We start from the raw sequence: 24,867 nt of genomic DNA, 5'->3' as shown, positions 1-24,867 counted from the left end.
CCCGCCGGGTCCGGTCGTCGGCGTCGGCGGCCGCGCGCCGCGCGGCGCGCGCCTCGGCCAGGGCCTCCTCGGCGCGGACGAGGACGTCGCGGACCTCGCCGTCCAGCCGCTCGCCCAGCGCGGCGGCGGTCGCGGTGAGCTCGGACACCAGCTCGGCGAGCCGGTCGACGTCCTGCGTCAGGGCCCGGACCTGCGCGGAGTCGTCGTCGGCGTCGCCGCGGGCGATCTCCCGGTCGTAGGCGCTGCGATGCGCGTCGCCGCAGAACAGGGCGTCCCGGCCCGCCTCCGCGGGGACCGGCCGTCCGCAGTAGGCGCAGTACCGGCCGCCGTGGTCGTCGCCGAGCGACTCCGCCGGCTCGGTCTCCGGCGACGGGTCGTCCACGTCCAGCGGTCCGCCGAGCCGTCCGTCGGCGGGCGGCCGGATGGGCGCGGTCGAGGTGCCGTCGGCCGCCGCGTCGGCGCCGGGAAGCCCACCCCAGCCGTCTTGATCTCCGTCCACGGGAGCATCCTAGTCAGGCGCGCGGCGGCTCCGGGGCCGAGCCGGACAGGCGCCGCGAGCCCGCGGACGGCGGCGGTTCAGCCCGCCTTGGCGAGCATGCCGTGCGGGTCCAGGACGTACTTGCGCGCGGCGCCCCGGTCGAACTCCTCGTACCCCTCCGGGGCCTGGCTGAGCGGTATCACCGTCGCGTTGACGTTCTTCGCGATCGAGACGCGGTCGTGCAGGATCGCCATCATCAAGTGCCGGTGGTAGCGCATCACCGGGCACTGGCCGGTGGCGAACGAGTGCGACTTGGCCCAGCCCAGCCCCAGCCGGATGGACAGCGAGCCGACCCTGGCGGCGTCGTCGTGGGCGCCCGGGTCGCCGGTGACGTACAGTCCGGGCACGCCGAGGGCGCCGCCGGCGCGCACGATCTCCATGAGCGAGTTCAGCACGGCCGCCGGCTGCTCGGTCTGCGCGTCGGCGCCGTGGCCGCGCGCCTCGAAGCCGACCGCGTCGACGCCGCAGTCGACCTCCGGCGTTCCCAGGATCTGCTCGATCTGGTCCTTCGGGTCGCCTTGGGACACGTTCACCGTCTCGCAGCCGAAACTGCGCGCCTGGGCGAGCCGCTCCTCGTTCAGGTCGCCGACGATGACCACGGCCGCCCCCAGCAGAAGGGCCGACGTGGCGGCGGCCAGCCCGACCGGTCCGGCGCCGGCGATGTAGACGGTGGAGCCGGGGGTGACGCCGGCGGTGACACAGCCGTGGTAGCCGGTGGGGAAGATGTCCGCCAGCATCGCCAGGTCGAGGATCTTCTCCATCGCCTGGTCCTTGTCAGGGAACTTCAGCAGGTTCCAGTCCGCGTACGGGACCAGCACGTACTCGGCCTGGCCGCCCACCCAGCCGCCCATGTCGACGTAGCCGTACGCCGATCCGGGCCGGTCGGGGTTGACGTTGAGGCAGAGGCCGGTCTTGCCCTCCTTGCAGTTGCGGCACCGGCCGCACGCGATGTTGAAGGGGACCGAGCACAGATCGCCTTCCTTGATGAACTCGACGTCGGGACCGGTCTCGACGACCTCGCCCGTGATCTCGTGTCCCAGGATCAGCCCCGTGGGGGCGGTGGTGCGGCCGCGCACCATGTGCTGGTCGCTGCCGCAGATGTTGGTGGCGACGCATTTGAGGATCGCGCCGTGCGGCGTCTTGCGGCCCACGTTGGCCGGGTTGACTCCGGGACCGTCCTTCACCTCGAACGTCGGGTACTCGATGTCGTGGACTTCCACCTGACCCGGTTTGACGTATGCGACACCCTTGTTGTCTGGCATGGTCGCCCCCCGATTCTGCTGCGTTCACCGTGGGCCGTACCCGCTCACCGCGGAGCAATCGTTCTGCCGTCTGTTGGAGGGGCGCCGCTGCGTTTCCAGCGGGGGTGCCATGCCTGGCACAAGGCCGAGAATGGCGGGGTGCCTGGGGCGCGCGCCTTCGTTCGCGACGACGACTCAGCGGCGGCGTGTTCGGTTCCCGCCGGTGAGCCGCCGTCGCCATCCTGATCGCTATCGAGACACCGGCGCGCGCCGTGCCACGGGTCGCCGCTCGGCCGCGGCCGGTTCGAACCTCGGCCGGTTCCGAGGCGTTCCGGGAGCGGATCGGCCGTGATCTCGGGCTCTGGCTGAAACCGCTCGCCGAGGTGCTGCGCCGCGGTCAGGAGCGGGCGACGTGCGCGTCGACCGCACCGCCGACGACCTCGCCGCCGCGCTGCCGGCCCTCATCCAGGGCGCCTTCGTCGTCGCCGTGTCCACCCGGGACGAACAGGCCCTGCGCAGCATCGCGCCCACCATGGCGATGCCGATCACCCCTCCGGCCCAAGCCTCGGCGGCGGGCTCGGGCTGACCGCGTACGCGCATCGACCTGGCGCCGGCCCCGCCCTGCCCGGGCGGTCCGGAGGGCGCCCGAGGGCGGTCAGCGCACAGCGTGATGAGCGAGCTCCCGGTGCGGATCGTCGCCGAGCGGCACATGGTCGGTGTGGACGGTCGCCGCGGTGAGCCGCGGCACGGCGTGCATGAGGGCGTGCTCGGCGGCGACCGCGATCTCATGGGCTTCGACGACGGTCAGACGCGGGTCGACGACGATGTCGGCCTCCGCGCGCAAGTGGTGCCCGATCCAGCGCATCCGTACCTGGCCGACGCCGCGGACTCCGCCGACCCTCCGCAGCGCGGCCTCGGCGGCGTCCACCAGTGCCGGGTCCACCGAGTCCATCAGGCGCCGGTAGACCTCGCGGGCCGCGTCCTTGAGCACCATGAGGATGGCCGCGGTGATGAGCAGGCCGACGACCGGGTCGGCGGCCTGCCAGCCGACGCCCGCTCCCGCGGCGCCGAACAGGACGGCCAGAGAGGTGAACCCGTCGGTGCGGGCGTGCAGGCCGTCGGCGACGAGGGCGGCCGAACCGATCCGGCGGCCGGTGCGGATGCGGTAGCGGGCCACCCACTCGTTGCCGAGGAAGCCGATCAGCGCGGCCGCGGCCACCGCCCACAGGTGGTCGATGTCGCGCGGGTCGAGCAGACGTTCCACCGCCTGGTACCCGGCCAGTGCCGACGAGGCGGCGATGGCGGCCACGATGACGATCCCCGCCAGGTCCTCGGCGCGGCCGTACCCGTAGGTGTACCGACGGTCGGCCGCCCGCCGGCCGATCAGGAAGGCGATGCCGAGAGGAACCGCCGTCAACGCGTCGGCCGCGTTGTGGACGGTGTCGCCCAGCAGCGCCACCGACCCCGACAGCGCGACGATCAACGCCTGGACGGCCGTGGTGAGCCCGAGTACGCCGAGGGACAGCCACAGGGTGCGCATGCCCTCGCGGGAGGTCTCCATCGCCGTGTCGACCTTGTCCGCGGCGTCGTGGCCATGCGGTGTCACAAGGTGCACGAGCCGGTGGCGGATGCGGCTCCAGCGTCCCTCGCCGTGATCGCGGCTCGCCTGGCCGTGACTGTGGTGGCGGTGGTCGTGGCCGTGGGGTTCGCAGATGCCGGGTTGCTGGCTCACGGGGCGCACCTTCCGGAGGCGAGCGGTTGGACGGGGGGTCGCGACTCCACCATTATGTGCGTATGAACGCACGCATGCATCTATCAGGTGCGCATGCCTCGCAGGAGCATGACGATGGCGAGCGGCTGGCGGTGGCGGTGGAGGTGCTGGGCCTGCTCGCCGACCGGACGCGCCTGACTCTGGTGCGGCGGCTGGGCGAGGGGGAGGCCGACGTGACCACGCTGGTGAAGGCCTGCGCCGCGCCCCGCCCCGCGGTCAGCCAGCACTTGGCCCGCCTGCGCCTGGCCGGGCTCGTGACCGCCCGCAAGGAGGGCCGCCGGGTGATCTACGCGCTGCGCCACGGCCATCTGCGGCGGCTGGTCGACGAGGCGCTGAGCGCGGCCGACCACCAGCTGGGCCGGGTGGCGCCACACGACCGGTAGGGCCCCGAATGCCGACGCACAGGTCCGCCCCTTCGGCATTCCCGCTGCCGCACATCGCCGACGCCGCCCGCGGCCGCAAGCACACGCACCGATGTGCGGGCATGTGGTGGCCATTGATCCGCTGCACGCGCAGGTAATGCTGCCGGACCCATCAACGGCTCCGTATGGCGCCCGCTCGATTAACCGTCACTCGCGCGCACAGCGGCGCGATCGTAGTGGAGACGGCCAAGCAGCAGGCTTGTTGCAGGCGCTCCCAGTGCCAAGCATGGTCGTTGCGGCTCGGGTCGACCGCGGCGCACGCGCTGGAGAACGTCGGGCGTGTCGAAAGCGGAGTCACCCGAGTCGCGGCCCGACGCGCGGCCTGGCAGCTCATCCACTACGTCGACGCGCAGCCGCGCTGAGGAGCGTCGTGATCGCGCTGTCTGTCCAGTTCACAGCGTCGCGATTGCGCCGGAGGCCGACCGGGCTCCTTGTAGGCGTTCCCGGACGGCCATGGTCGGCTCGACGCCGACTGGTGGTGCCGGAGGACTCGCAGCTCTGGACCGATCGACGCAGCCGCGCTGAGGGCTGTCGCAATCTCGGCGATAGCCGAACGACCAGCGGCTCCTGCGGTTCTGCGCCGCGCGGGGCTTACGAGGCGGCCCGCTGCGCGGCGCGGGCGCGGTGGCGCCGTACCGCGTCGCGGTTGCCGCATCGCTGGGAGCAGTAGCGCTGCCGCCCGTTGCGGGTGGTGTCGGCGAAGATCGTGGTGCACTCGGCGACCTCGCACCGGCGCAGCCGGTGCATGCCCCGTCCCGCCAGGTGCAGCGCCGTGCCGACGGAGATGAGGGCGAACAGCACGGAGCCGAGCGGCTGCCCGTCGTCGCGGTAGTGCAGGTGCCACCCGTCGCCCGCGTGGTCGGTCAGCCGCGGGTGGGCGGCGGCCTCCGCCAGCATCCGGTTGAGCAGCTCCGCGCGTTCGCGCTCGTCGGCGGCGTCGACGACCTTCTCCCAGGCGTCCAGCGCGGCCAGGGCGCGGTCGAGGTCCTCCGGCGTGACCGGCTGCTCCACCACCAGCCCGGCGGCCTGACAGCGGTCGGCGAGCTCCTGCGCGGAGGCCGGACGCCGGTTGGCCAGGTCGGCGGCGAGGTTCACGGCGTCCTCGCCGTAAGGGTTGAGGTGCATAAGCCCATTACAGCAGGCTGGCCGGCATGACGCACCGCACCGATGCGCGGCAGGCGGCCGCCGGCGCCGCCGAGCCCGGTCACCCGGCCCGTATCCGCCGCACGGCCGCGCAGGGCACGTGAGGCGCGGCGTGGTCCACGTCGATCGCGACCGCTCCGGCGGCCTGCCGCGCGGACAGGACGATCACACGTACGCCGCCGGGCGCACAGCCGACCCGTGGCGCTACCGGTGGGTGATCCTCGGCGTCGCCACCTTCACCCAGGCCGCCTCCGGGTTCTTCATGCAGGGCATCGGGGCGTTGGGCGTCCACCTCCAACGCGGCCTGGACCTGAGCACCGCCCAGCTGGGCCTGCTCCTCTCGGCGTCCCAGCTGGTCCCCCTGGTCGGCCTGCTGGTGGCCGGGGAGCTGTTGGATCGCTGCGACGAGCGCTGGGTCGTCGGCATCGGCGCCGGCGTCGTCGCCGTCAGCCTGGCCGCGGGCAGCCTCGCGCCCGGATACGCGTCCCTGCTCCTCGTCCTGCTCGTCGTCGGCGCGGGCTACAGCACCGTCCAACCCGGCGGGAGCAAGTCGGTGGCGTCCTGGTTCGACGTGTCGCAGCGGGGGCTGGCCATGGGCATCCGCCAGGCGGGCCTTCCTCTGGGCGGTGTTCTAGCCGCGGCCGTGCTGCCCTTCCTCGCCACCGCCCTCGGCTGGCGGGCGACGCTCGTGGCGGGTGGACTCGTCGCGCTGCTGGGAGCCGTCGCCTTCATGGCGTTCTATCGCCGCCCGCCCGACCATGGCCCTTCCCAGGACGGCGGTCCCGACGGGGCGCGGTCGCGGGCCCCGCTGAAGTCCAGGTTGCGGATGCTGCGCGAACCGTCCATGGTCAAGATCCTGCTGTCCGGAACGAGCATGGTCTCGGTGCACGGCGGCCTGGGCGTCCTGACCGTGCTGCACCTCCACGAGACCGCCTCCGTCGGGGAGACCGCGGCGGCCCTCGTCTTCGTGGCGGTCCAGGCGGCGGGTGTCGCCGGCCGGATCTGCCTGGCGGCCTGGAGCGACCGCAGCGCATCCGGGCGCTACACCGTCGTCGCGGCCTGCATGATCGCCGTGGCCGCGGGGACGGCGGTGCTGATGACTCCGCTGGGACGTTCTCCCGCGGCGGCCTGCCTGCTGTTCGTCTGGCTCGGCTTCTTCGGGATCGGCTGGTACGGGCCGTGGGTCGCCTACGTGGCCGAGTCCGCTCCGCCGGGCAAGACGGGATTCGCGCTGGGCCTGGCCATGGCCGTCACCCAGATCGCCGTCATCCTGGCGCCGCCCGCGCTCGGCCTGCTGAGGGACCTGTCCCACAGTTTCACCCTGTGCTGGGGAGTCCTCTCCGCGGTGACCGCCGCGGTCGCGGTGGTCACCACCCGTGCGGGTCGCCGCCCGTGAGACCGCGGACAGGCGGACACCGACGCTCGCCGCACCCCGGAGTGAGCGGCCGACCTGCGGCTTCGTAGGGTCGGAAACAGGGACTCCAGCGGCCCCCAGACACCGGTCAGAGAACGTCGTCACATCGCCCCGCCGTGTGCCGTCTCCCTGGCGGCAGACAAGATCAACCGATGCGATTCGAGGAGGCCGCGCATGAAGGCCATCCGCGTCCATGACCGCGACGCCGGCATCGACGGCCTGATGCTGGAGGACGCTCCGTACCCGCACGCCGCCGAGAACGACGTGATCGTCAAAGTGCACGCGGCCGGGTTCACGCCCGGGGAGCTCGGCTGGCCGGGCACCTGGACCGACCGCGCGGGCCGCGACCGCACGCCGACCATCCCCGGGCACGAGGTCTCCGGCGAGGTCGTCGAACTCGGGCTGGGCACCACCGGGCTGACCGTCGGGCAGCGCGTCTACGGGCTGACCGACTGGACGCGCGACGGGACGCTCGCCGAGTACGTGGCCGTGGAGGCGCGCAACCTGGCTCCGCTGCCCGCGACGGTCGATCACGTCCAGGCGGCGGCGCTGCCGATCGCGGGACTGACCGCCTGGCAGGCCCTGTTCGACCACGGGCGGCTTCAGGTCGGGCAGACCGTGCTGATCCACGGCGCGGGCGGCGGCGTGGGGTCGGTCGCCGTCCAGCTGGCCCGCGAGGCCGGGGCCCGGGTCATCGGCACCGGCCGGGAACGCGACCGGAAGACCGTGCTCGACCTCGGCGCCGACGCGTTCGTCGACCTGGCGGCGGAGCGGTTCGAGGACGCCGGGCAGGTCGACCTCGTGCTGGACGTGATCGGCGGGGAGGTGCTGGAGCGTTCGGCGGCCGTCGTGCGCCCCGGCGGCACCCTGGTCGCCGTGGCGGCGCCGCCGAAGGCGACCCCGCCCGGCGTCCGCGCGGTGTTCTTCGTCGTCGAGCCGAACCGGGACCAGCTCGCCGAACTCGCCCGCCGGGTCCACCAGGGCCGGCTCCGGCCGCTGGTCGGCGGTGTCTACCCGCTGTCCGCGACCCGGCAGGCGTTCAGGGAAAAGACCGGCACTCCCGGCAAGGTCGTCATCCAGGTGGCCGACTCGTGACAACAGCGCGGACAGGCTTCTGCTGACGAGCCGCCGTCCCCCGTCAACGAGGGAGAGGGGACTCGCAAGGCCGACGTGACGAATCTGCCGCCGCAGGCTGCCGCTTGAGGGATGTCCGGCGTCCATGCCGCTGGAACGCCCTTGGGGCCACCAGCGCTGGTCGTCCAGCGGCGTTCATGGCCTGCGGGGGCGCGGCTGCCGTTTGTGCCGCGCCATGGCATGGCAACTGTTTGGGTCTGGTGAGGACGCGGCGACGCTGAGACGCTTCGGCCGTGTTCTGCTGCGGGACGATTCACCCAAGCCGCCGGCAGCTGTTGGGCTTGGGCGCTCTCATGGCGGGCGCTTCATTGTTGCGCACTGAACAGGCGGATGCGGACGCCGTCCAGCCCGTCAACCTGGAACTGGTGACGCTGACCGAGACCAGCGCAGTCATCACCTGGTACACCGGCGAACCCGGCACGGACGACGGCCTCGGCCGCATGAGGCCCGCCCCGGCCGACGGCGAAGTGGTGTACGGAACGCATCCGTCCCGGTTGACCCAGACCGTCGCAGAGGACGCCGACACCGCCTACCACTACGTGGAGCTGACCGGCCTGGAGCCGGGACGGACCTACTACTACCAGGCGCGTTCGCGCGGCAAGGCGGCCACGGCGACACCGCTGGTCGGCGGGCAGGCTGCGGGCGACCCGCTGGCCGGAGGCGTCTACAGGTTCACCACCCCGCAGCCGCCGCCCGGCCGGTTCCTGTTCTCCATCGCCCTGTGCAACGACCTGCACCTGGGGGAGACCGTCGCGGGACTCGTCGGTCAGCTGCCGTGGATCAAGGGAATCGAGCAGGCGCCGGGCCGCCCGCCGTATCCCGACGTCATGGCGAAGGCCCTGGTGGAGGACGCTCGGCGGCGCGGAGCCACCTACCTGCTGGCGGCGGGCGACATCAGCGCGGAGGCCGAGCCCGAGGACGTGGCGCGCGCCAAACAGCTGCTCGACCGCTTCGGCGCCCACCGCCGCGACTACTTCGTGGCGCGCGGAAACCACGACCGCGCCCACGAAGGCTCCGACTACGCCTCCTGCAGCCCCGGCCGCTGGCAGGGCGGCGACTGCTTCCGCGACGGCTTCTTCGACGGGGACGAGCCGACGTACTTCTCCCGCGACCTGCACGGCCTGCGCGTCATCGGCCTCGACACCTACGACAAACCCGGCGACGGCGGCGACGCGGGCGGACTGTCGGCCGAGCAGCTCGCCTGGTTCGAGCGCGAGCTCGCCGCCGACCGCGACCGTCCGACGATCGTGTTCGGGCACCATCCGCTGTTCGTGGAGAACGCGCCGCTCGCGCTCACCGGAAGCCAGTCGCTCGACCCCGGGCAGGCGCTCAGGATCCTGACCGCGTACGCGCGGACTCCCGGAGTGCTGCTGCACCACGCCGGCCACACCCATCGCAACCAGCGTTCGGTGTTCCCTCTCGCTCCTGCGGTGGTGCAGCAGGAGGTCGCAGCGGTGAAGGAATATCCCGGCGGCTTCACCCTCCTGCGCATTCACTCGGGCGGATACGCCCTGAACTTCTACAAGACGCGTGCGGAGCTCGCCCGCGAATGGAGCGAACGCAGCCGTCAGGAGCTGGCCGGTCTATGGCCGCAGCTTTCCTTCGGCTGCCGCGTCACCGACCGCAACAGCGTGGTGACCAGGGACCTGTCGGGAATCGGCCGCCCCGACCCCACATGACGGACCCGCGCGCCAGATCGGTGTCTGGTTAGAAGGTGCGCGTCGTCGATCCAGCCGTGCCGGGCCGGCCATGCCAGCGTTCCGCCGAACTGCTCGTCCACTCGTGCCAGGTACTTGTCGATGAGCGAGGCCTGGGATTGATGGGTGTCGGCCGGGCGCGAGTCCAGGACGAAGTCGCTGGTGACGACATGGTCCGCGCATCGTCCTCACCTTCGACGTCCTCGCCGACGGACTCGCCCAGATCCTCACCGCCGTCCCGCGTGGTCTGGAACCACAGCGCCGCGGTGAGCGCATGACCGCGCGGCCTGGAAGAGGCGACACCCGCATGGGCGGACCACCTCACGAGCCGAGCGTATCGATCGGATTCGAGTCGCCGAGGACATCACACCTGACGGCCGGAAACGCCGACGAAGCGCTCGCCGCGAGTCGTGCTGATTGGCCGCCGCCTCAGGTGGTGTTCGCATGCATGGTGGGGTACGACCCGCGCCGAGCACGTCCCGGTGTTCCTCGCCGGACCGGTCGCAGCGCCACGTCGGGCCGGTACCCGCCGTGGTCGCCGTAGGCGTCGGTGACGGCGCGGCGGCGCAGGTCGGCCAGCCAGTCGGGGAACGGCTTGGCCGGTTCGCCGTCGACATGGCGCACGTAGCGGTACGGCTCCCAGTGCCATCTCAGGCACACGGTCTGCACCGACATGACGCCGCCGCCGGGCATGCGGATGCGCCGCATCCCGGCAGGAGGGCGTGCCCAGCGGCAGACGCGCATACGAACGGCACCCGCCCCGCAGACCGCCTTACCAGCTGAGCGTCATGGTCGGTTGGCAAAGTGAGAACCCATGGCGCACGGCGACTGGGCCGAACTGCGCAGCCGCGTTGAAGACGACGTCGGCGGTGGCCGGCTCCGCCTCGGACGCGTGACGTCTCGAGCGCGGCCCGCAGCCGCTCGCGACGAGCTGCGGCGGGGCGTTGAGAAAGGGCCGCCGGGGCGGGGTGGGGGCGCGCATGAGCAGTGGGGCTTGGAAGGGGTGCACGCCCCACCGGTCCGCGCAACTCGACGCGCTCGCTTCGAGCCTCCGCCGATGTCGAGGCCCGCCGCCACGGCGTCGCCTTGTTCTCGTCGAGACCGCCGAGCAGCGCGGCCTCGGTCTACAGCGCGGCCAGTGCGCGGAAGGAGCATGGCCATAGTCCGCACGTAAGATGCGGCACAGCGTCACCAGAGAGGGCGCCTTTCGGTCTACAGCCTCCTCTGCCGCATGTCAGTAGGACCAGGAGTCTCGCTTGAGAGGGACGGTCAACAGCCATTGCACGCTGAGGAAGGTCCCGACGACCGCCGGTACTACGAACATCGCGTCTCGCCAGTCCTTAAGCAGATAGAACACAGCCACGCCGGCGACATACCAACCAGCGAAGACGTAACCGGAGCTTTCGCCGATCGGGTAGAACAGCGCGCCGAGGAAGAGAAGCAGGCCAGCCCAGGCGATCATCCATCCAAGGAAGAACGGAATGAACAGCGAGAACCGTTTGCTCTCGGTGCCGACCGCGAGCCGGGTGACGTGGCCGCGCCACACCTGAGCGCGCCCCGACGTGCCGGGCTCGGCCTGGTCATACAGCTTCTTACCGACCTTCAGCTCCCGTCTCTTGCCGTCAGGCATGCGAATGGTCACGTAGTAGTGGGTCGTGGACGCGGCCGCTGCCCGCACGAGCGGCGCGTCCGAGACGGGCACGGCGTTCGCGGCGACCGGGACGAGCCTGATGAACGGCGGCATCGGGGGCGGCGGAGGCGGAGCCGGCGGCGGCTGGACAGGGTGCGGAGGGTCGTCCCTGTCCACGTGGACGGACCGGTCGACCACCGTCACGGTGACGGTGGCCACGCATTCCCGTTGGTCGCCGGGCATGCGGGATTCGCAATGCGGCGCATGCTTGAAGCTGCGCATGTCGTCGTACATTTGAGACGCCGCCTCGCCGAACGTGATGGCCAGCAGCAGCCCGACCCCGCCGATGGCCAGCCGCGCAGCCGCCACGCCGACCGTATTCCACATGCCCCCATGGTGACCGTGCGGAATGCGCAGCGAAAAGGAATTATTACGGGCAGCGCCATCCCGACCGAAGCGGCCCGCCGCACGGCCATGTGAAGCGATGGCGCGGGATCGCCACGCGGTTCAGCCGATTCGACCGCAACTCCCGGGCAGCGATCGTCCTGGTCACCATCCTGCTGTGAACTAGCGCATGATCCGCCGGACACCTCAAGGGCGAGGCGAAGTCGCTCGGGCTCAGTGGCTCGTTGCGGCGGGCGTGAACGTTTCCGGGGACGGTGCAGATGTCGCAGTCCGCACCGTCCCCGGAGAGTCTCACTCGCGAGGATGACCAGCGTTTCGCACGTTGCGCCGCCTGCCCTCGCCAGGCGAGACGACTGACGTGCACTGGATCAACGCATGATCCACCGGACAGGCCCGGTTCGCGTTCGATGCCACGCGGAGCCGGAAGAAGCACTCCGACGCGGGGCGCTAGTGATCGTCGGCATTCGCGCCTTGGCGGGGAAGCCCGATGACGAGGCTCGAGCTCACGGCGGTCACGGCGGCGGCGGTGAGGAGACCGGCGCGGTAACCGGTGGTCAACGCGGCGACGCCGTCGCCGGACGTGGCGGCGGTGGCGATCGCGCCGAGGACGGCGACGCCGACGGCGGCGCCCAGCTCCTGGGCGGAGTTGAGGAAACCGGAGGCCAGACCCTGATCGCGGTCGGGGACGCCGCCGGTGCCGGCGACGAAGATCGGGGCGTAGGAGAGGCCCGAGCCGACCGCCAGCAGGAGCAGCGGGGGCAGCACGTCGCGCCAGTACGTGCCGTCGGTGGGGACGCGGGCCAGCAGCAGCATGCCGGCGGCGAGCAGCGCGAAGCCGGTCGCGATCAGCGGCCGGGGGCCGTGGCGCGTGGTGAGCGCTCCGGCGCGCGGTGAGATCAGCAGGATGAGGAAGGTGATCGGCGCGAAGGCCGCGCCGACGGCGAGCGGCGAGTGGCCCAGGACGACCTGCATGTAGAGCGTCGTGAAGAACAACGACGCGCCGAGCGTCCCGGCGTCGATGGCGAGCAGCGCGTTGGCTCGGGCGACGCCGCCGACGCGGAACAGGCGGCGGTCGACGAGGGGGGCGCGGTGGCTGCGCTCGACCGCGACGAGCACGCCGAACGCGGCGATCGCGACGCCGAGGAGCCAGGTGGCCTGGACGGCGTGGCCGCCTTCGGCGTAGTGGGTGAGCGACAGGGTGGCGGCGGCGAGCGCGACGGTGAGCGCGACCGCGCCGCGCACGTCGAGGACGGGCCGGTCCTCGGCCCGGCTCTCGTGAAGGCGGCGGCGTGCCACGGCGAGGGCGACGACGCCGATCGGCACGTTGATGAGGAAGATCCACCGCCAGTCGAACAGGTCGGTGACGACGCCTCCCAGAAGCTGCCCGGCGATCGCGCCGCCCGACCCCACCGCACCCCAGTAGCCGAGGGCGCGGTTGCGGCGGTCGCCTTCCCCGAAGGCCGTCGTGAGCAGGGCGAGCGCCGTGGGCGACACCATCGCGGCGCCGACGCCCTGCCCGGCCCGGGCCGCAAGGATCTGCCACTCGGTCTGGGCGAGGCCGGCGGCCAGCGAGGCGAGGGTGAAGGCGCCGAGACCGATCAGGAACAGGCGGCGCCGTCCGAACAGGTCGCCGATCCGGCCGAAGACGATGAGCAGGCTGCCGAAGGTGAGGGTGTAGCCGACCGCGACCAGCGGGAGGCGGCCGTCGGGAATGGCCAGGTCGGCGCGGATCGTCGGCAGTGCGACGTTCACCACCACGACGTCGACGACCAGCATGAACTGGGCGGCGCACAGCAGGATCAGCGTGAGCCGGGACGAGCCGGTGACGCGGGTGTCGCCCGCCGTGACGCCGCCCATCAGAGGTTCTCCCGGGCGTGGCGGCCCCAGTCAGGGGTGGTGCCGTCGATGTCGGTGAACCCGTACCGCTTGGCGAGGTCCCAGCTGCTGGTGGCGGTGCCGGTGCGGCTCATCTTGTCGGGGTCGGCCGCGAGGTGGGCGACCCCGCGTCCGATGTAGCGGGGCGTCTCGGAGGCGGCGAAGTGGGGGTCCTTGGCGATGGCGTCGCGCCAGGTGTCGGCGGTGACGCCGAAGTGGTCCAGGACGGCCTCGGAGCGCAGGAACCCGGGTGTCACGGCGACCGCCGCGACCCCGTACGGCTTGAGCTCTTCGGCCTGGGCGCGGGCGAGGCGGATCACCGACGCCTTGACCAGGTCGTAGAACAACGAGCCGCGGTAGCCGTCCCCGATGCCGTCGGTGACCTCGACGATCAGCCCGCCGGAGGCGCGGATCATCAGCGGGGCCGCGTACCGGCTGGTGATGATGTGCGTTTCGATCGCGTTGCGCAGCATCCGCAGACCGTTGTCGAGGTCGTGCTCCCAGAACGGGACGTCCCACTGGGTCAGCGGGTCGCCGCCCCAGATGTCGTTGACGAGCAGGTCGAGGCGGGCGTGGTCGCGGTCGATCCGCTCGACGAGCGCCCGCACCTGGTCGGCGTCGCCGTGGTCGACCCGCACGGCGATCCCGGTTCCGCCGGCCTCGTCCACGAGCCGTGCCGTCTCCTCGATGGTCTCGGGCCGTCCCATCGGCGACGGCGACTCCGCGGTGGTCCTGCCGGTCACATAGACGACCGCGCCGGCGGCGCCCAGCTCGACGGCGATGCCGCGGCCGGCGCCACGGGTCGCCCCGGCGACCAGGGCGACCTTGCCGGTGAGGTCGATGGCGGTGGTGGGAGAGGGCGAGCCGGTCATGCCGCCGAACTTACTTTATTGTCATTAATAAAGCAATGCCGCTAGGATGGGCCCATGACCGGACGCCCCCGCTCCGTGAGCGACGACGCCATCTTCGAGGCGGTCGCCGCCGTCGTCTCCGCCGTCGGCCCGAAGGGCCTCACGCTGGCCGCGGTCGCCGAACGAGCCGGCCTGACGGCGCCCGCGCTGACCCAGCGGTTCGGCTCCAAGCGCGGCCTGCTGGTGGCCTTCGCCACCAGGGAGGCGGCCAACGTCGCCGGCATCTTCGCCGACGCCAGGGCTGCCCACCCCGACCCGCTGACCGCGCTCGTCGCCACCCTGGCCGGACTGCCGAGCGGCATCACCACCCCCGAGAGCCTGGCCAACAACCTCGCGTTCCTGCAGCTCGACCTCACCGACCCCGAACTGCGCACGCACGCCGTCGCCCAGAGCCGGGCGCTCCGCGCGGAGATCGCCGCGCTCGTGACCGAGGCGGTCCAGGGCGGGCTGCTCACCGCGGAGACCTCGCCGGAGACGCTGGCCGCCGATCTTTACGCCGCCTACTGCGGCGCGATGCTCACCTGGGCCGTCGACGGCACCGGGGAGCTGTCCGACTGGCTGACCGATCACCTGGAGCGCACCCTCGCCCCTCACCGCGCACAGGTGGCGGACGCCTCCCGATGAGCGGCCTTCCGGGCATCACCAGAAGATGGGCGAGAGCCGACGGCAGGGCGAAGACGGTGCAGAAGTCGGCGAAAGACGTCCGGGTGCACAACGGCGCACCGCCGACGCAGGTGGAAGACGCAGGTGGACGTCGTGAAGCGCGCAAACTCACGGCCGTCGCGCCCGCCCCGGCCTGTGGATTTGGGCGGGTGGCGCGAATGGAATCCCGGATTGCGCGCGGTCGGCGCCGGCCGCACGGGCGGATGGCCGGCTGGGAAAAGGGCGTGGTGCGAGCGAAAGGGGCCGTCCATACTGGGCTGGTGAAGAGCGCTCTCCCGCCCAGCGGTCCCCCTCAGCCATTTCCTGGAAGTCCGCCGCCGAGCAGGTCGTCGCTTCTGCCCGTCCTTGTATCGGCACTGGTGTTCGCGGTCGTCGTGGCAGTCGGGCTGGCGGCTTTTCTGCTTCTACGCGACCAGAAGGACGCCGATTCGGGCGGACCCACGACCTTGAAACGGCCGGTGCGGTTTCTCGCCGTCGAGGCCGTCGAGGCCGCTCCCTGCGGAATCGGCCTGCTGCCGGATCCGGACTCCGGCGAATGCCTCAAGGTCGGGTCCGGTATGACGGTCGGCAGGGTCGACGACATCCGCGTCCAGCCGCCCGACCCGGTGAGCGGCCGCAACGGCTACAGCGTGAGGATCACGCTCACCCGACAGGACGCCCAGGCGTTCGCCGCGCTGACGGCAGCGGCGGCCCGGGCGCAGCCGCCCGCCAACCGGATCGCCATCGTCGCCGAAGGGCAGGTGCTGTATTCGCCCCAGGTCAGCTCGCCCATCCCCGGCGGCGAGGTCGAGATCAGCGGCCCTCCGGAGAAGTTCACCAAGGAGCACACCGAAGCGATGCTTCGCCGCATCACAGGCCGCTGAACCGTCGACGGAGCGCGGCGTCCTGTAGAGATGCTGACACGCGGCCCCGACGTCCAACGCCCGCGGGCGCAGTTGCGCTCGAACGCCGTCCATTGCCGAGACCGCGGTCCAGCCTTTGTGCGCCATTGCGATCAACACGTGGCCGAGAGCCGTCGCAATCCTCAGGACTGTGATCGCTTGCCTTTACCGGCCACGCGGACGTCATTGCTGGTGTCGCTGATGATTTCGGCCGCCAGCCGGGGCGTGCCGCGGGACTTTCCACCGGTCGCCCCTTCCGAAGGCGCCTCTGGTGAAGCGTCGGCGGCTGTGGACGACTCTTCGTCGGGGGCCGTTTCCTCGGCCTTGGCCTTCGTCGTCTTCCGGCGGATCCTGCCGCCTTTCTGCTTGCCGCGCGTCGGGGCAGGGACATCGGGGGCGTCCGCGGCCTCGGCGCCGCTCGCCGTGGCTTCGCCGTCGCCGCCGCCCGCCGCGCGGCGCCGCCGCTTTGCCTCGCCCGAGGTGTCGGAGCGTGACGTGTCGGCCGTGGTAGCGCCGCCGGTCGATCCGGAACGGAGGGCCCGCGACTCGTCCGGCTCCGGCGGCGTGGCCTCCTCGCCGCCTCTGCCCGCCAGGGGCGGGAAGAGCCGGTGGTCCAGAGACAGCCGGCCGCCTCCGCCCGCCGCGAACAGCAGGCTCGCCAGCCCCAGGACCAGGACGAGTTCGAAACCGTTCTCGGCCTTGCCCTCGTCGACCAGGAACAGGCCGTTGCGGGCGTGCACGAAGACGAAGGCCCCCGCCATGTCGAGGAACAGGGCCGTCCCGGCGATCGGGAGCCCCACGCCCACGATCAGGGCGAGCCCGCCCAGCAGCTCGGCGAAGGTGGCGTAGATGGCGGCGGCCGAGGGGGCGGGCACGCCGAGCTGCTCGAACGACCTGCCGGTGGCGGCGGTGCCCGCCTCGATCTTCTGCCAGCCGTGCGCGATGAAGACGCTGCCGACTCCCAGCCGGGCCAGCAGCGCGACGATGTCGTAAACCGGCCGTATGCGCATGCCGTGGGATCCTTCCATGGTCGACCACGGATGATCCGACGAATCGGTCATTCCGCACAACAACGTGGCATGCGGAAGCCTGCGAAGACAGGCCCCTGGCCGTTGTCGAGCGCACCGCACACTCGCCGCACCCCAGGTCCAGCAGGTTTTCGCCGGTGGGAGGGGCGCTGCGCCGGCGCCCATCACCTCGTCCTCCGCACCGACCGCGACTGGATCGCCGACATCGCCCGCTTCGCGGTGCGCCAACGCCGCGCCGCCGGACGCGCCGTCGCCGCCAAGGGGGTGCGCCCATGACGTTCCTGTCGCCCGAACGACTCTGGCTGCTGACCCTGATCCCGCTGCTGGCCGCCGCCTACGCGGCCATGCGGCTGCGCCGCCGGCGCCACACCGTCCGCTTCGCCAACCTGGCCCTGCTCAGCCAGGTCGCCCCGCGCCGCCCCGGCCGGCGCCGCCACGTGGCCGCCCCCTGTTCCTCGGCATGCCCTCTCCGCTGCGTGAGGGGACTCCACGGTGCTTTGCCCGCGCCCGCGCCGGTCGACTCGTGCCCGTTCGCCCTCGACGAACGCCGTGCCGTTGTGCCCGGTGGCTGTACGTGCAGGATCTTCGCGTCCGTGAACCGCGGTCGTCCCGGCGCTCTCCTCGCCGCAATGGGGTGCCCGCCTTGCTCCGATCCGTGGCCGGGAGGCGGCAGGCCGGACGACGCCGGGGACGGCGCCGGGGACGGCGCTCGGTTCCGCAGAGGGCCGACCGCTCAGCCCAAGCCGCCTCGGGGCGCGCAGACCGAGACGCGATGGGAGGCGCGCTTGCCGAGCGCTGGGGTGCCGAGGCGCACCGCCCCTCCTGCGCGGCCCGTCAGGGCCTGATGCAGGGTCTTGACCTGCGCGCCACAGGCGAGGACGGGGCTTGGTGTCCCGTTTGCCGTCGTTTGACAGGTTTGGTACGGTCCATCGTCATTCGGTGTCTGCCTTGCGCCGGACACGTCGAACCGGGCCGCCGTGCCGTGATGTCGGTCCCGGGGGGAGTGCTCCTGGTCGCCAGGATCGCATGGCATCCAGGTTCCAAGTGAAGACGGCAACGCCTAATCCGCGTCCTTTGCGGAGCCGGGGAACCAACGCGCGCGGTTCGCGGGCCGAATAGTGCCCGTTCCGTCGCAGGGGTGAATCGGCGCTTTCTCTGTTCGAGCGCGCCGTAGGGCGACTTCCACGCCCGAATCCGTCAGCTAACCCGGTAGGCGGTATGGGGGATAGGAGTCAATTGCCGTGAAGTTTCTGCCTGGAAAGAACAGCAATATCGTCCTGCCGTGGACCGGTGTCGTTCTCGCCGGAATGCTGACCAGCGGGCTGGCGGCGGCGTTCGGTCCGAGCGACGGCGAGAGAGCGGTCGCGGAGACCGGCGCCGCGACCGCGGTGGCGGCGAACCACTCGCTGGCCGCGGTGAACGAGGCGGCCAAGACGAGCGCCAAGACGTCCGCCAAGACGTCCGCCAAGACCGGGTCGACCGCCAAGCGCACGTCGGCCGCCGAGCCCGACTGCGACGCCTCGCGGAGCAAGAAGGCGCGCGAGTTCCCGAACGGCCGCATCCCGTCCCGCTACCTCTGCTCGCTGCCGCAGGCAGGGCACAAGCTGCGGGCTGACGCCGCGCTGGCGTTCTACAAGCTCAACGCCGCGTACAAGAAGCACTTCGGCACCGACATCTGCGTCACGAGCTCCTACCGCCCGTACTCCAAGCAGAAGCAGCTGTACGCGACCATGCCGAGCGGCATGGCCGCCCGGCCCGGCACCAGCAACCACGGTTGGGGCCGCGCGCTCGACCTGTGCGGCGGCATCCAGAACGACAGCTCGCGCCAGTTCAAGTGGATGGAGAACCACTCGAAGAAGTACGGCTGGTTCCACCCCGCCTGGGCCTACAGCAACCCCTACGAGCCGTGGCACTGGGAGTACGGCAGCAAGTGACGGCGGACGCGGCGGCCTCGGCGTGATGGCCGCGACTTCCCGGGCCTCGTCCGAGTGAACCCCCTCATGAAGGGCGCACCGGTTGCGTCGACGCAACCGGTGCGCCCTTCACATGGACACCGGGACCGGCGTGCCGATCGCCACTCCCACCCCCTGCTCTGACGCCACCTGCAACGCGGCCAAAAACGGCCGTCCCTGGAAGCGCGACCGCGATTGCCCCGCCGGTGCCGGCCCGGTCGGCCGGGACGAGGGACGTGGCGGCAATACACAGCGGCATAGGTGCATGTCCGCGTAGGGGCGTCTGTGAGTGAGCGTCAGGGAGGCGCTGTAGCCTGCGCGCCATGTCCGATTCGCGCTCCGTATCGCCCTGCTCCCCTCCGCGGGGCAATCGTCGTCTGCTTCCGGAAGATCTGGACGCGATGCTGGCCGCCGCCGTGCGGGAGGTGGTCGGCATGTCGGACGCCGACCGCGACGAGCTCACCGACATGCTTCGGGCGCTCGTCCGGCCGGCGTGGGTGCTCAGCGCGGTCGACGACCGCGACGCGGGGGAGCCCGGCGAGATCGGACGTTCGCGAATCGGCGGCCTGCCGGATCTGCCTCGCGACTGGCGGTGGCCCACCGCTCGGCCCCAGCCGGACGCGGGCGGCTCGGCGGATGACGCGGAAGTCTCCCTGGCCTTCATCGCCCAGATCGATCTCGCGGAGGCGCCCGGCGTGGCGGATGCGGGGTGGCTGCCGTCGAGCGGCCGGCTGTGGTTCTTCCACAATGGCGAGTCCGAACCGAATCATGTCGTTTTGTACGCCGACGTCCCCAGGCATGAGCTGCGGACCGCGCGCCCACCGGCCGATGTGCTCGATCTCGTCGACGCGTGCTTCCTTCTCGATGAACCGCACCCGGTGGACCTGCATCGGACGCTGTTCCTGACGGCCGACTACCAGACCGGCTGGCACAGCCAGGGTTTCGAAGCGCTCGAGGACGCTCTGGACGAGCGCTTCGGCGAGGACGGCGCCGGCTACGACCTGCTCGCAGAGATCCAGGATCATCTGATCGCGGCGGCGGTGACGGAGGGGCCGTGGGACGGCATGCTCATGGGACGTCCGACTCCCTGTCCGCCGCCGGAGGGATCATGCCCCTGCGGCCGCTCCGCCCCGGCGGATGCCCCCGGCTATAACGATGTGTCAGGCCCCTGTTCCTGGGCGAACGACTCGCTGCTCGCGCTCTACGGCTACTGGGGCGACGGGCCGCTGGTATACACGGCGGACGCCAACGTCGCTCCTCGCATCGACGGGCGCCGCTTCGCGGCGACGGAGGCGTGGATCTACTGAGGGCCGCGACGAGCACGCTGCGGTGTCATGGCGGTCCGAACACGCGGTGAAACCGCCGATCCGGCGAATCGAACGCCTGCGCCGCAGCGCCGCCTGACCGGTCCTCCGGGAGCAGCGACCGCATCGCGGAGTCACGGCGCGGGTTGGACGATGGCGACGGTGCAGGGGACGTGCTGCAGCACGGCGCCGCTGGTGGCGCCGAGCGCGAGCGGGTCCAGGCCGCCGAGGCCGCGTGAGCCGACCACGAGCAGGTCGGCGGTCTCCGCCGCGGCGAACAGCGCCTGACGCGGGGGCCGCATCACCAGCGAGCTGTGCACGTCGACCTGCGGGTACTTCTCCTGCCACGGGGCCACGGCGTTTTCGAGCCGGGCCGCGCAGACCCTTCTCACCTTCTCCGCGTCGTTGTACATGCCGAGGTCCCCGTCGGGGGCCGCGCTGGGCTCCCAGCATCCGTAGACCGCGCGCAGCCGCCATCCGCGCAGCGCCGCCTCCTCGAAACCGAACGCCAGCGCGGCGTCGCCCCCCGCCGAGCAGTCCGTGCCGACGACGACCTCACCGAACTTCGTGCCGGTCCTGCGGACGACCACCACGGGCACGTTCGCGCGGGCCGGCAGCTGAAGCGCCGTCGATCCCGCGGGACCGTCGTCGTGCGTGCCGACGACGACCAGCTCGGCGCCATGGGCCTGGTGCATCAGGGCGGCGTAGGCGGGGCCGTCCATCAGATGCGTGCGCGTCTGCACGGTGGGGGCGATGCTGCGGACGAGGGCGACGCCGTTGTCGAGGATGTGCTCCCCGATGCGTTTGACGATCGCCATGCCTTCGTAGTCGACGTAGCTGTCCGGGTAAGGCCAGCGCCACGCGTGGCAGACGTCCAGCGGCAGCCCGCGCAGCCGGGCCTCCTCGGCGGCCCAGTGCAGCGCGCGCTCGCTCTCGACGCTCCCGTCATAGCCCACCAGAACGCGTGATCCTGTGCTCATGGTGCCTCCCCAGCTCCTCACTCCCATACGACCTGCGGAAACGGGCGGGCCGTAGGGTCGAAGGGCCTTTCCGTCGGCGGGCCTCAGGACGGGTCCGCGGGGGTGGGCCGGCGCGGTCGGTGGACGAACTTGGCGACCTCGACGGCGATGTACGCGATCACGGCGACGGCCGCGACCCGCGCCCACGCGGCGAGGTCCATGGGGGCGGAGCCGAACAGGTCGTTCAGCGGCGGCGCGTAGGTGTAGATCAGCTGGACGCCGATGAGGGCGAGGGCTCCGACCGCGACCCACGGGTTGCGGCGGACGCCGCGCCACAGCAGCGGCCGGTCCAGCGACAGGCAGTTGAACATGTAGGCCAGCAGGGTCATGGCGAACACGTTGACCACGACCGTGCGGGCGGTTTCGAGGGAGGCGCCGCCCGCCTGCTCCCAGTGCAGCAGGGTGAACGCGCCCGCGAGCAGGATCGCCGACACCAGCAGGATCCGCGCCACCAGGGCGCCCGTGATCAGCGGGAGGGACGGGTCGCGGGGCGGGCGCCGCATGACCGCCTCGTCGCGGGGCTCGACGGCGAACGGCAGGCCGAGGATCAGCACGGCGGTCATGTTCAGCCACAGCACCTGCAGCGGCAGGATCGGCAGGTCGGCGCCGGTGAGGATCGCGGCCGTCAGGATCGCGCCGAGACCGACGTTGGCGGGCAGCGCCCAGACGATGAACTTGACCAGGTTGTCGAACACGCCGCGGCCCTGCTCGACGGCGGTCTCGATGGAGGCGAAGTCGTCGTCGGTGAGCACCATGTCGGCGGCCTCCTTGGCGGCCTCGGTGCCGCCCCGTCCCATCGCGACGCCGATGTCGGCCTGTTTGAGGGCGGGGGCGTCGTTGACGCCGTCGCCGGTCATGGCGATCACGTGCGCGCGGCGCTGCAGGGCGCGGACCAGGCGCAGCTTCTGGTCGGGGGAGACGCGGGCGAAGACGGCGGTGCGTTCGGCCGCGTCCGGCAGGTCCTCGTCGGGGCAGGCGGCGAGCTCGGCGCCGGTCATGACGGGGCCCTCGAGGCCGATGCGGGCGCCGACGGCGCGGGCGGTGGCGGCATGGTCGCCCGTGATCATCTTGACCTGGATGCCGGCGTCCCGGCAGGCCCGCACGGCGTCGGCGGCGGTGGGACGCGGCGGGTCGTGCATGGCCTGCAGGCCGAGGAACGTCAGCGGGGGGAGCCCGGTGAGGGCGTCGGTGCCCGGGGCGGCGTCGGCCCGGGCGAAGGCGAGCACCCGGAGCCCCCGCCGGGCGAACGTTTCGGCCTGGTCGGCGACGGCCGCAGGGTCGAGGGGGCCGGGTGCGCCGTCGGGGCCCGCCTGCGTGTCGCACAGGGCGAGCACGCGTTCCACCGAGCCCTTGACGTAAATCGTCCCGTCTTGGTGGAGCGTGGCCATGTACTGGCGTTCGGACGCGAACGGGATCGTGTGCAGCCGCGCGGGGACCGGCTCGATGCCTGCCTTGGCGGCGCTGGCGAGCAGGGCGGCCTCGGTGGGGTCCCCGGCCGCCTCCCAGCCGGCGCCGGTGTGCACGAGACGGGCGTCGTTGCAGGCCAGCCCGGCGGTCAGGCAGGCGAGCAGGGCCGGGTGGGCGGCGACGTCCACCGGGCGCCCGTCCGCCCGCACGTCGCCGACGGGCGCGTAGCCGGTGCCGGTCACCTGGTAGACGCGGCCGCCCGCGGCGACCGCGGTGACGGTCATCTGGTTCTCGGTGAGCGTGCCGGTCTTGTCGGTGCAGATCACGGTGGTGCTGCCGAGCGTCTCGACGGCGGGCAGGTGCCGCACGATCGCGCCGTGCCGCACCATCCGCGCCACGCCGATCGCCAAGGTGATGGTGACGACGGCGGGCAGCCCTTCGGGGATCGCGCCGACGGCCAGCGCGACCGCCGCCGTGAGCATCTCGCCGGCGGGCAGGCCGCGCGCCAGCCCGATCCCGAAGGTCACCGCCGCCAGCCCCAGGACGGCCGCCGTGACGAGCCTGCTGAAATGGGCGATCTTGCGGGTGAGCGGGGTCTGCACGGGGGTGGCGGCGCCGACCATGCGGTGGATGCCGCCGATCGCGGTGTCGGCCCCGGTCGCCACGACCAGGCCGGCGCCCCGCCCGGCCGTCACCAGGGTGCCCGAGTACGCCATGTTGCGGCGGTCGGCGAGCCCCGCCCGGGACCGCTGCGTCCGGGTCTCCTTCACGACCGGGACCGACTCGCCGGTCAGCGCGGACTCGTCCACCGCCAGCTCCTCGACGCGCACCAGGCGCAGGTCGGCGGGCACCTTGTCGCCCGCGGCGAGCGCGACCAGGTCGCCCCGCACCAGCCCGGTGGCGGGCACGCGGACGGGCACGCCGTCGCGGACGACCGTGGCGGAGGTCTGCGTCAGCGCGGCCAGCGCCGCCAGCGCCTTCTCTGCTCGCGACTCCTGCGCGAAACCGACGGCGGCGTTGACGACCACCACGGCGAGGATCACGGCCGCGTCGACCCGCTCGCCCAGGACGGCGGTGACGACGGCCGACGCCATCAGGACGTAGATCAGCGGACTGTGGAACTGCGCCAGCAGGCGCCGCAGCGGCCCGCGCCGCCCCGTCTCCGGCAGCGCGTTGGGACCGTGGCGCTCCAGGCGCGCGGCCGCCTCCTCACCGGACAGGCCGCGGGCGGCATCGGTGCCGAGCGCGAGCGCCACCTCCTCGACGGGTCGGAGGTAGGCCTCGGTGCGCCGGCCGGCGGTCGTGGCCGGCGTCATGCGGCGCCGCCGAGGACCCGGACGATCGGCCGCCTGACCGACGCGACGACGGAGCCTCGGAACGGCCCGGTCAACAGAACCCGGATCCACGGCCATTCCGACGCGTCGTCCCCGTCCGTCCGCCGATCGGGAGCGGTCGGCGCGATGGCGCGTTCCGTGTTCATGGGGCACCTCCCGTCGTGTTGAGCATGCGACCACCGCCCTGCGGGCCAGCAGGGCCGAAGGTCCCGAGCCCCGAGGACCGCCGCCCGCACGGCGGTTGTTCCCCGCGACCCGGCCGCAAGTCGGGGAGGACCGCGGCGTGGGGTCGGCGGCGGGAGTCCCAAGACCCGGTGAGATCCCTGCGGCGACAGGCATGAACACGCCTAGGACGCCGCGGCCTCGCCTGCCACGCACCGCCGACAACGGCTGCCCGGTTGTCGAGATCGCCGCCTCGAGGCGTCGGCGCCCGGCCGCGGGCGTCGCGCACGTGATCTGATCGATCTGGCCGCCGTCCGGCCGGTCGCGCGGGTCCTGCGACGCCACGCCCGTCGCGGGCCCTCACCGGTTCACTCGGCGGCGAACGGGTATCGGGTCGTCCGGCGGAGTAGGTGCCGCGGCGCGGGGGAATCAAGATCCTAAACTCGGGCATCGGTGCCACCGACGGGAGATCGTGACGAAGTGACCGCAGAGGGCCGCTCCGGCGAGGAACGGGCGAGACTCGTGCTGCCCCAGCTGCAGCTCGATGACCTGCTGGCCGAGCTGCAGACGCGGCTGGAGGCCGCGCGCGCCACCCGCGACCGGGTGCACGCCCTGCTGGAGGCGGTCGTCTCCGTCGGCAGCGAGCTGGACCTGGAGTCCGTGCTGCGCCGGATCGTCGAGGCCGCCACGGCGCTGGTCGACGCCCGCTACGGCGCCCTCGGCGTGATCGGCGAGGAGGGCGAACGGCTGGTCCAGTTCGTCACCGTCGGCGTCTCCGACGAGGAGATCAAGGCGATCGGGCACTGGCCGCGCGGGCACGGCGTCCTCGGCCTGCTCATCAAGGAGCCCCACGCGCTGCGACTGGCGGACCTGAGCGAGCACCCCGAGTCCTACGGGGTTCCCCCGCACCATCCGCCGATGCGCACGTTCCTGGGC

General features: G+C 72.3%; 21 protein-coding genes, 2 pseudogenes and 1 riboswitch. Of the genes and pseudogenes, 12 read left to right on the top strand and 11 right to left on the bottom strand.

Annotated elements, in window-relative coordinates; genetic code table 11:
- Positions 1–499, bottom strand: a pseudogene (locus AR3_RS23730) (hypothetical protein); the annotation flags it as partial.
- A 77-nt stretch (positions 500–576) separates the two neighbouring features.
- Entirely contained in the window at positions 577–1,800 is a 1,224-nt protein-coding gene (fdhA, locus tag AR3_RS23725) for a formaldehyde dehydrogenase, glutathione-independent (protein WP_067916970.1), read from the bottom strand.
- A gap of 391 nt (positions 1,801–2,191) precedes the next feature.
- Here fdhA and AR3_RS30830 point away from each other — a divergent pair, with 391 nt between their 5' ends.
- A complete protein-coding gene (locus tag AR3_RS30830) occupies positions 2,192–2,365 on the top strand; it encodes a hypothetical protein (protein WP_157406764.1) in 174 nt (57 codons plus the stop codon).
- A gap of 69 nt (positions 2,366–2,434) precedes the next feature.
- Here AR3_RS30830 and AR3_RS23720 read toward each other — a convergent pair whose 3' ends face one another.
- Positions 2,435–3,511, bottom strand: a complete 1,077-nt coding sequence (locus AR3_RS23720; protein ID WP_227023271.1) for a cation diffusion facilitator family transporter — start codon at positions 3,509–3,511, stop codon at positions 2,435–2,437.
- A gap of 74 nt (positions 3,512–3,585) precedes the next feature.
- Between AR3_RS23720 and AR3_RS23715 the strand changes: the two genes are divergently transcribed.
- The gene (locus AR3_RS23715; protein ID WP_217998723.1) at positions 3,586–3,933 is read left to right on the top strand and encodes an ArsR/SmtB family transcription factor; all 348 of its coding nucleotides are present in this window, start codon (positions 3,586–3,588) and stop codon (positions 3,931–3,933) included.
- 630 nt (positions 3,934–4,563) lie between these two features.
- On the opposite strand, the gene AR3_RS23710 is transcribed toward AR3_RS23715, so the two are convergent.
- A complete protein-coding gene (locus AR3_RS23710) occupies positions 4,564–5,097 on the bottom strand; it encodes a CGNR zinc finger domain-containing protein (protein WP_067916964.1) in 534 nt (177 codons plus the stop codon).
- 130 nt (positions 5,098–5,227) lie between these two features.
- On the opposite strand from AR3_RS23710, the gene AR3_RS23705 reads away from it, so the two are divergent.
- The 3 genes from AR3_RS23705 to AR3_RS23695 all read left to right on the top strand — a co-directional run bounded on the left by AR3_RS23705 (position 5,228) and on the right by AR3_RS23695 (position 9,342).
- On the top strand, positions 5,228–6,511 hold the full coding sequence (locus AR3_RS23705; protein ID WP_227023272.1) for an MFS transporter: 1,284 nt from the start codon (positions 5,228–5,230) through the stop codon (positions 6,509–6,511).
- Between the two features lie 192 nt (positions 6,512–6,703).
- The gene (locus tag AR3_RS23700) at positions 6,704–7,624 is read left to right on the top strand and encodes an NADP-dependent oxidoreductase (protein WP_067916962.1); all 921 of its coding nucleotides are present in this window, start codon (positions 6,704–6,706) and stop codon (positions 7,622–7,624) included.
- Between the two features lie 350 nt (positions 7,625–7,974).
- A complete protein-coding gene (locus tag AR3_RS23695) occupies positions 7,975–9,342 on the top strand; it encodes a purple acid phosphatase family protein (RefSeq protein WP_217998721.1) in 1,368 nt (455 codons plus the stop codon).
- A 447-nt stretch (positions 9,343–9,789) separates the two neighbouring features.
- Here the strand turns inward: AR3_RS23695 and AR3_RS31830 are convergent, their stop codons facing one another.
- The 4 genes from AR3_RS31830 to AR3_RS23670 all read right to left on the bottom strand — a co-directional run bounded on the left by AR3_RS31830 (position 9,790) and on the right by AR3_RS23670 (position 14,142).
- Positions 9,790–10,068 carry an alpha-ketoglutarate-dependent dioxygenase AlkB family protein gene (locus tag AR3_RS31830; RefSeq protein ID WP_217998720.1) on the bottom strand — a complete coding sequence of 93 codons (279 nt, stop codon included), beginning with the start codon at positions 10,066–10,068 and terminating at the stop codon, positions 9,790–9,792.
- A gap of 526 nt (positions 10,069–10,594) precedes the next feature.
- Positions 10,595–11,377: a DUF2500 domain-containing protein gene (locus AR3_RS23680; protein WP_083951837.1), complete on the bottom strand. Its 783-nt coding sequence runs from the start codon at positions 11,375–11,377 to the stop codon at positions 10,595–10,597.
- Between the two features lie 465 nt (positions 11,378–11,842).
- The gene (locus AR3_RS23675) at positions 11,843–13,252 is read right to left on the bottom strand and encodes an MFS transporter (protein WP_067916950.1); all 1,410 of its coding nucleotides are present in this window, start codon (positions 13,250–13,252) and stop codon (positions 11,843–11,845) included.
- Positions 13,252–14,142, bottom strand: coding sequence for an SDR family oxidoreductase (locus tag AR3_RS23670; RefSeq protein ID WP_067916948.1), 891 nt, complete (start codon positions 14,140–14,142; stop codon positions 13,252–13,254). Before AR3_RS23670 ends, AR3_RS23675 begins: the two co-directional genes overlap by 1 nt.
- Before the next feature lie 54 nt (positions 14,143–14,196).
- On the opposite strand from AR3_RS23670, the gene AR3_RS23665 reads away from it, so the two are divergent.
- Positions 14,197–14,805 carry a TetR family transcriptional regulator gene (locus tag AR3_RS23665; protein ID WP_067916946.1) on the top strand — a complete coding sequence of 203 codons (609 nt, stop codon included), beginning with the start codon at positions 14,197–14,199 and terminating at the stop codon, positions 14,803–14,805.
- 398 nt (positions 14,806–15,203) lie between these two features.
- Positions 15,204–15,707, top strand: coding sequence for a SecDF P1 head subdomain-containing protein (locus tag AR3_RS23660; protein WP_146150334.1), 504 nt, complete (start codon positions 15,204–15,206; stop codon positions 15,705–15,707).
- A gap of 161 nt (positions 15,708–15,868) precedes the next feature.
- Here the strand turns inward: AR3_RS23660 and AR3_RS32805 are convergent, their stop codons facing one another.
- Complete coding sequence (locus AR3_RS32805; protein ID WP_313819754.1) at positions 15,869–16,786, bottom strand: DoxX family membrane protein; 918 nt, start codon at positions 16,784–16,786, stop codon at positions 15,869–15,871.
- 114 nt (positions 16,787–16,900) lie between these two features.
- Between AR3_RS32805 and AR3_RS32385 the strand changes: the two are divergent.
- The 4 genes and pseudogenes from AR3_RS32385 to AR3_RS23640 form a co-directional block, all read left to right on the top strand.
- Positions 16,901–17,029: pseudogene (locus AR3_RS32385) on the top strand (DUF58 domain-containing protein); the annotation flags it as partial.
- Positions 17,026–17,598, top strand: coding sequence for a BatA domain-containing protein (locus tag AR3_RS32980; protein WP_146150335.1), 573 nt, complete (start codon positions 17,026–17,028; stop codon positions 17,596–17,598). The pseudogene AR3_RS32385 and the gene AR3_RS32980, both read left to right, overlap by 4 nt.
- Positions 17,599–17,800: 202 nt before the next feature.
- Positions 17,801–17,984, top strand: a riboswitch (cyclic di-AMP (ydaO/yuaA leader).
- Between the two features lie 10 nt (positions 17,985–17,994).
- The gene (locus AR3_RS23645) at positions 17,995–18,687 is read left to right on the top strand and encodes a M15 family metallopeptidase (RefSeq protein WP_227023273.1); all 693 of its coding nucleotides are present in this window, start codon (positions 17,995–17,997) and stop codon (positions 18,685–18,687) included.
- Between the two features lie 341 nt (positions 18,688–19,028).
- Complete coding sequence (locus AR3_RS23640; protein ID WP_083951833.1) at positions 19,029–20,012, top strand: DUF1963 domain-containing protein; 984 nt, start codon at positions 19,029–19,031, stop codon at positions 20,010–20,012.
- A gap of 131 nt (positions 20,013–20,143) precedes the next feature.
- Here the strand turns inward: AR3_RS23640 and AR3_RS23635 are convergent, their stop codons facing one another.
- Both AR3_RS23635 and AR3_RS23630 read right to left on the bottom strand, forming a co-directional pair.
- Positions 20,144–20,989 (bottom strand): universal stress protein, encoded by an 846-nt coding sequence (locus tag AR3_RS23635; RefSeq protein WP_083951831.1) that lies wholly within the window; start codon positions 20,987–20,989, stop codon positions 20,144–20,146.
- Positions 20,990–21,072: 83 nt separating this feature from the next.
- Positions 21,073–23,751, bottom strand: coding sequence for a cation-translocating P-type ATPase (locus AR3_RS23630; protein ID WP_067916934.1), 2,679 nt, complete (start codon positions 23,749–23,751; stop codon positions 21,073–21,075).
- A 660-nt stretch (positions 23,752–24,411) separates the two neighbouring features.
- Here AR3_RS23630 and AR3_RS23625 point away from each other — a divergent pair.
- Positions 24,412–24,867, top strand: a 456-nt coding sequence (locus AR3_RS23625) for a GAF domain-containing protein (protein WP_169803878.1), incomplete at its 3' end; no start/stop codon positions are given.

Origin of the sequence: Actinomadura rubrobrunea NBRC 15275, from assembly GCF_001552235.1 — a bacterium.
GTDB classification, from domain to species: domain Bacteria; phylum Actinomycetota; class Actinomycetes; order Streptosporangiales; family Streptosporangiaceae; genus Spirillospora; species Spirillospora viridilutea.
The sequence above is the reverse complement of the archived record's forward strand: the minus strand, read 5'-3'. Positions and strand labels throughout refer to the sequence as shown.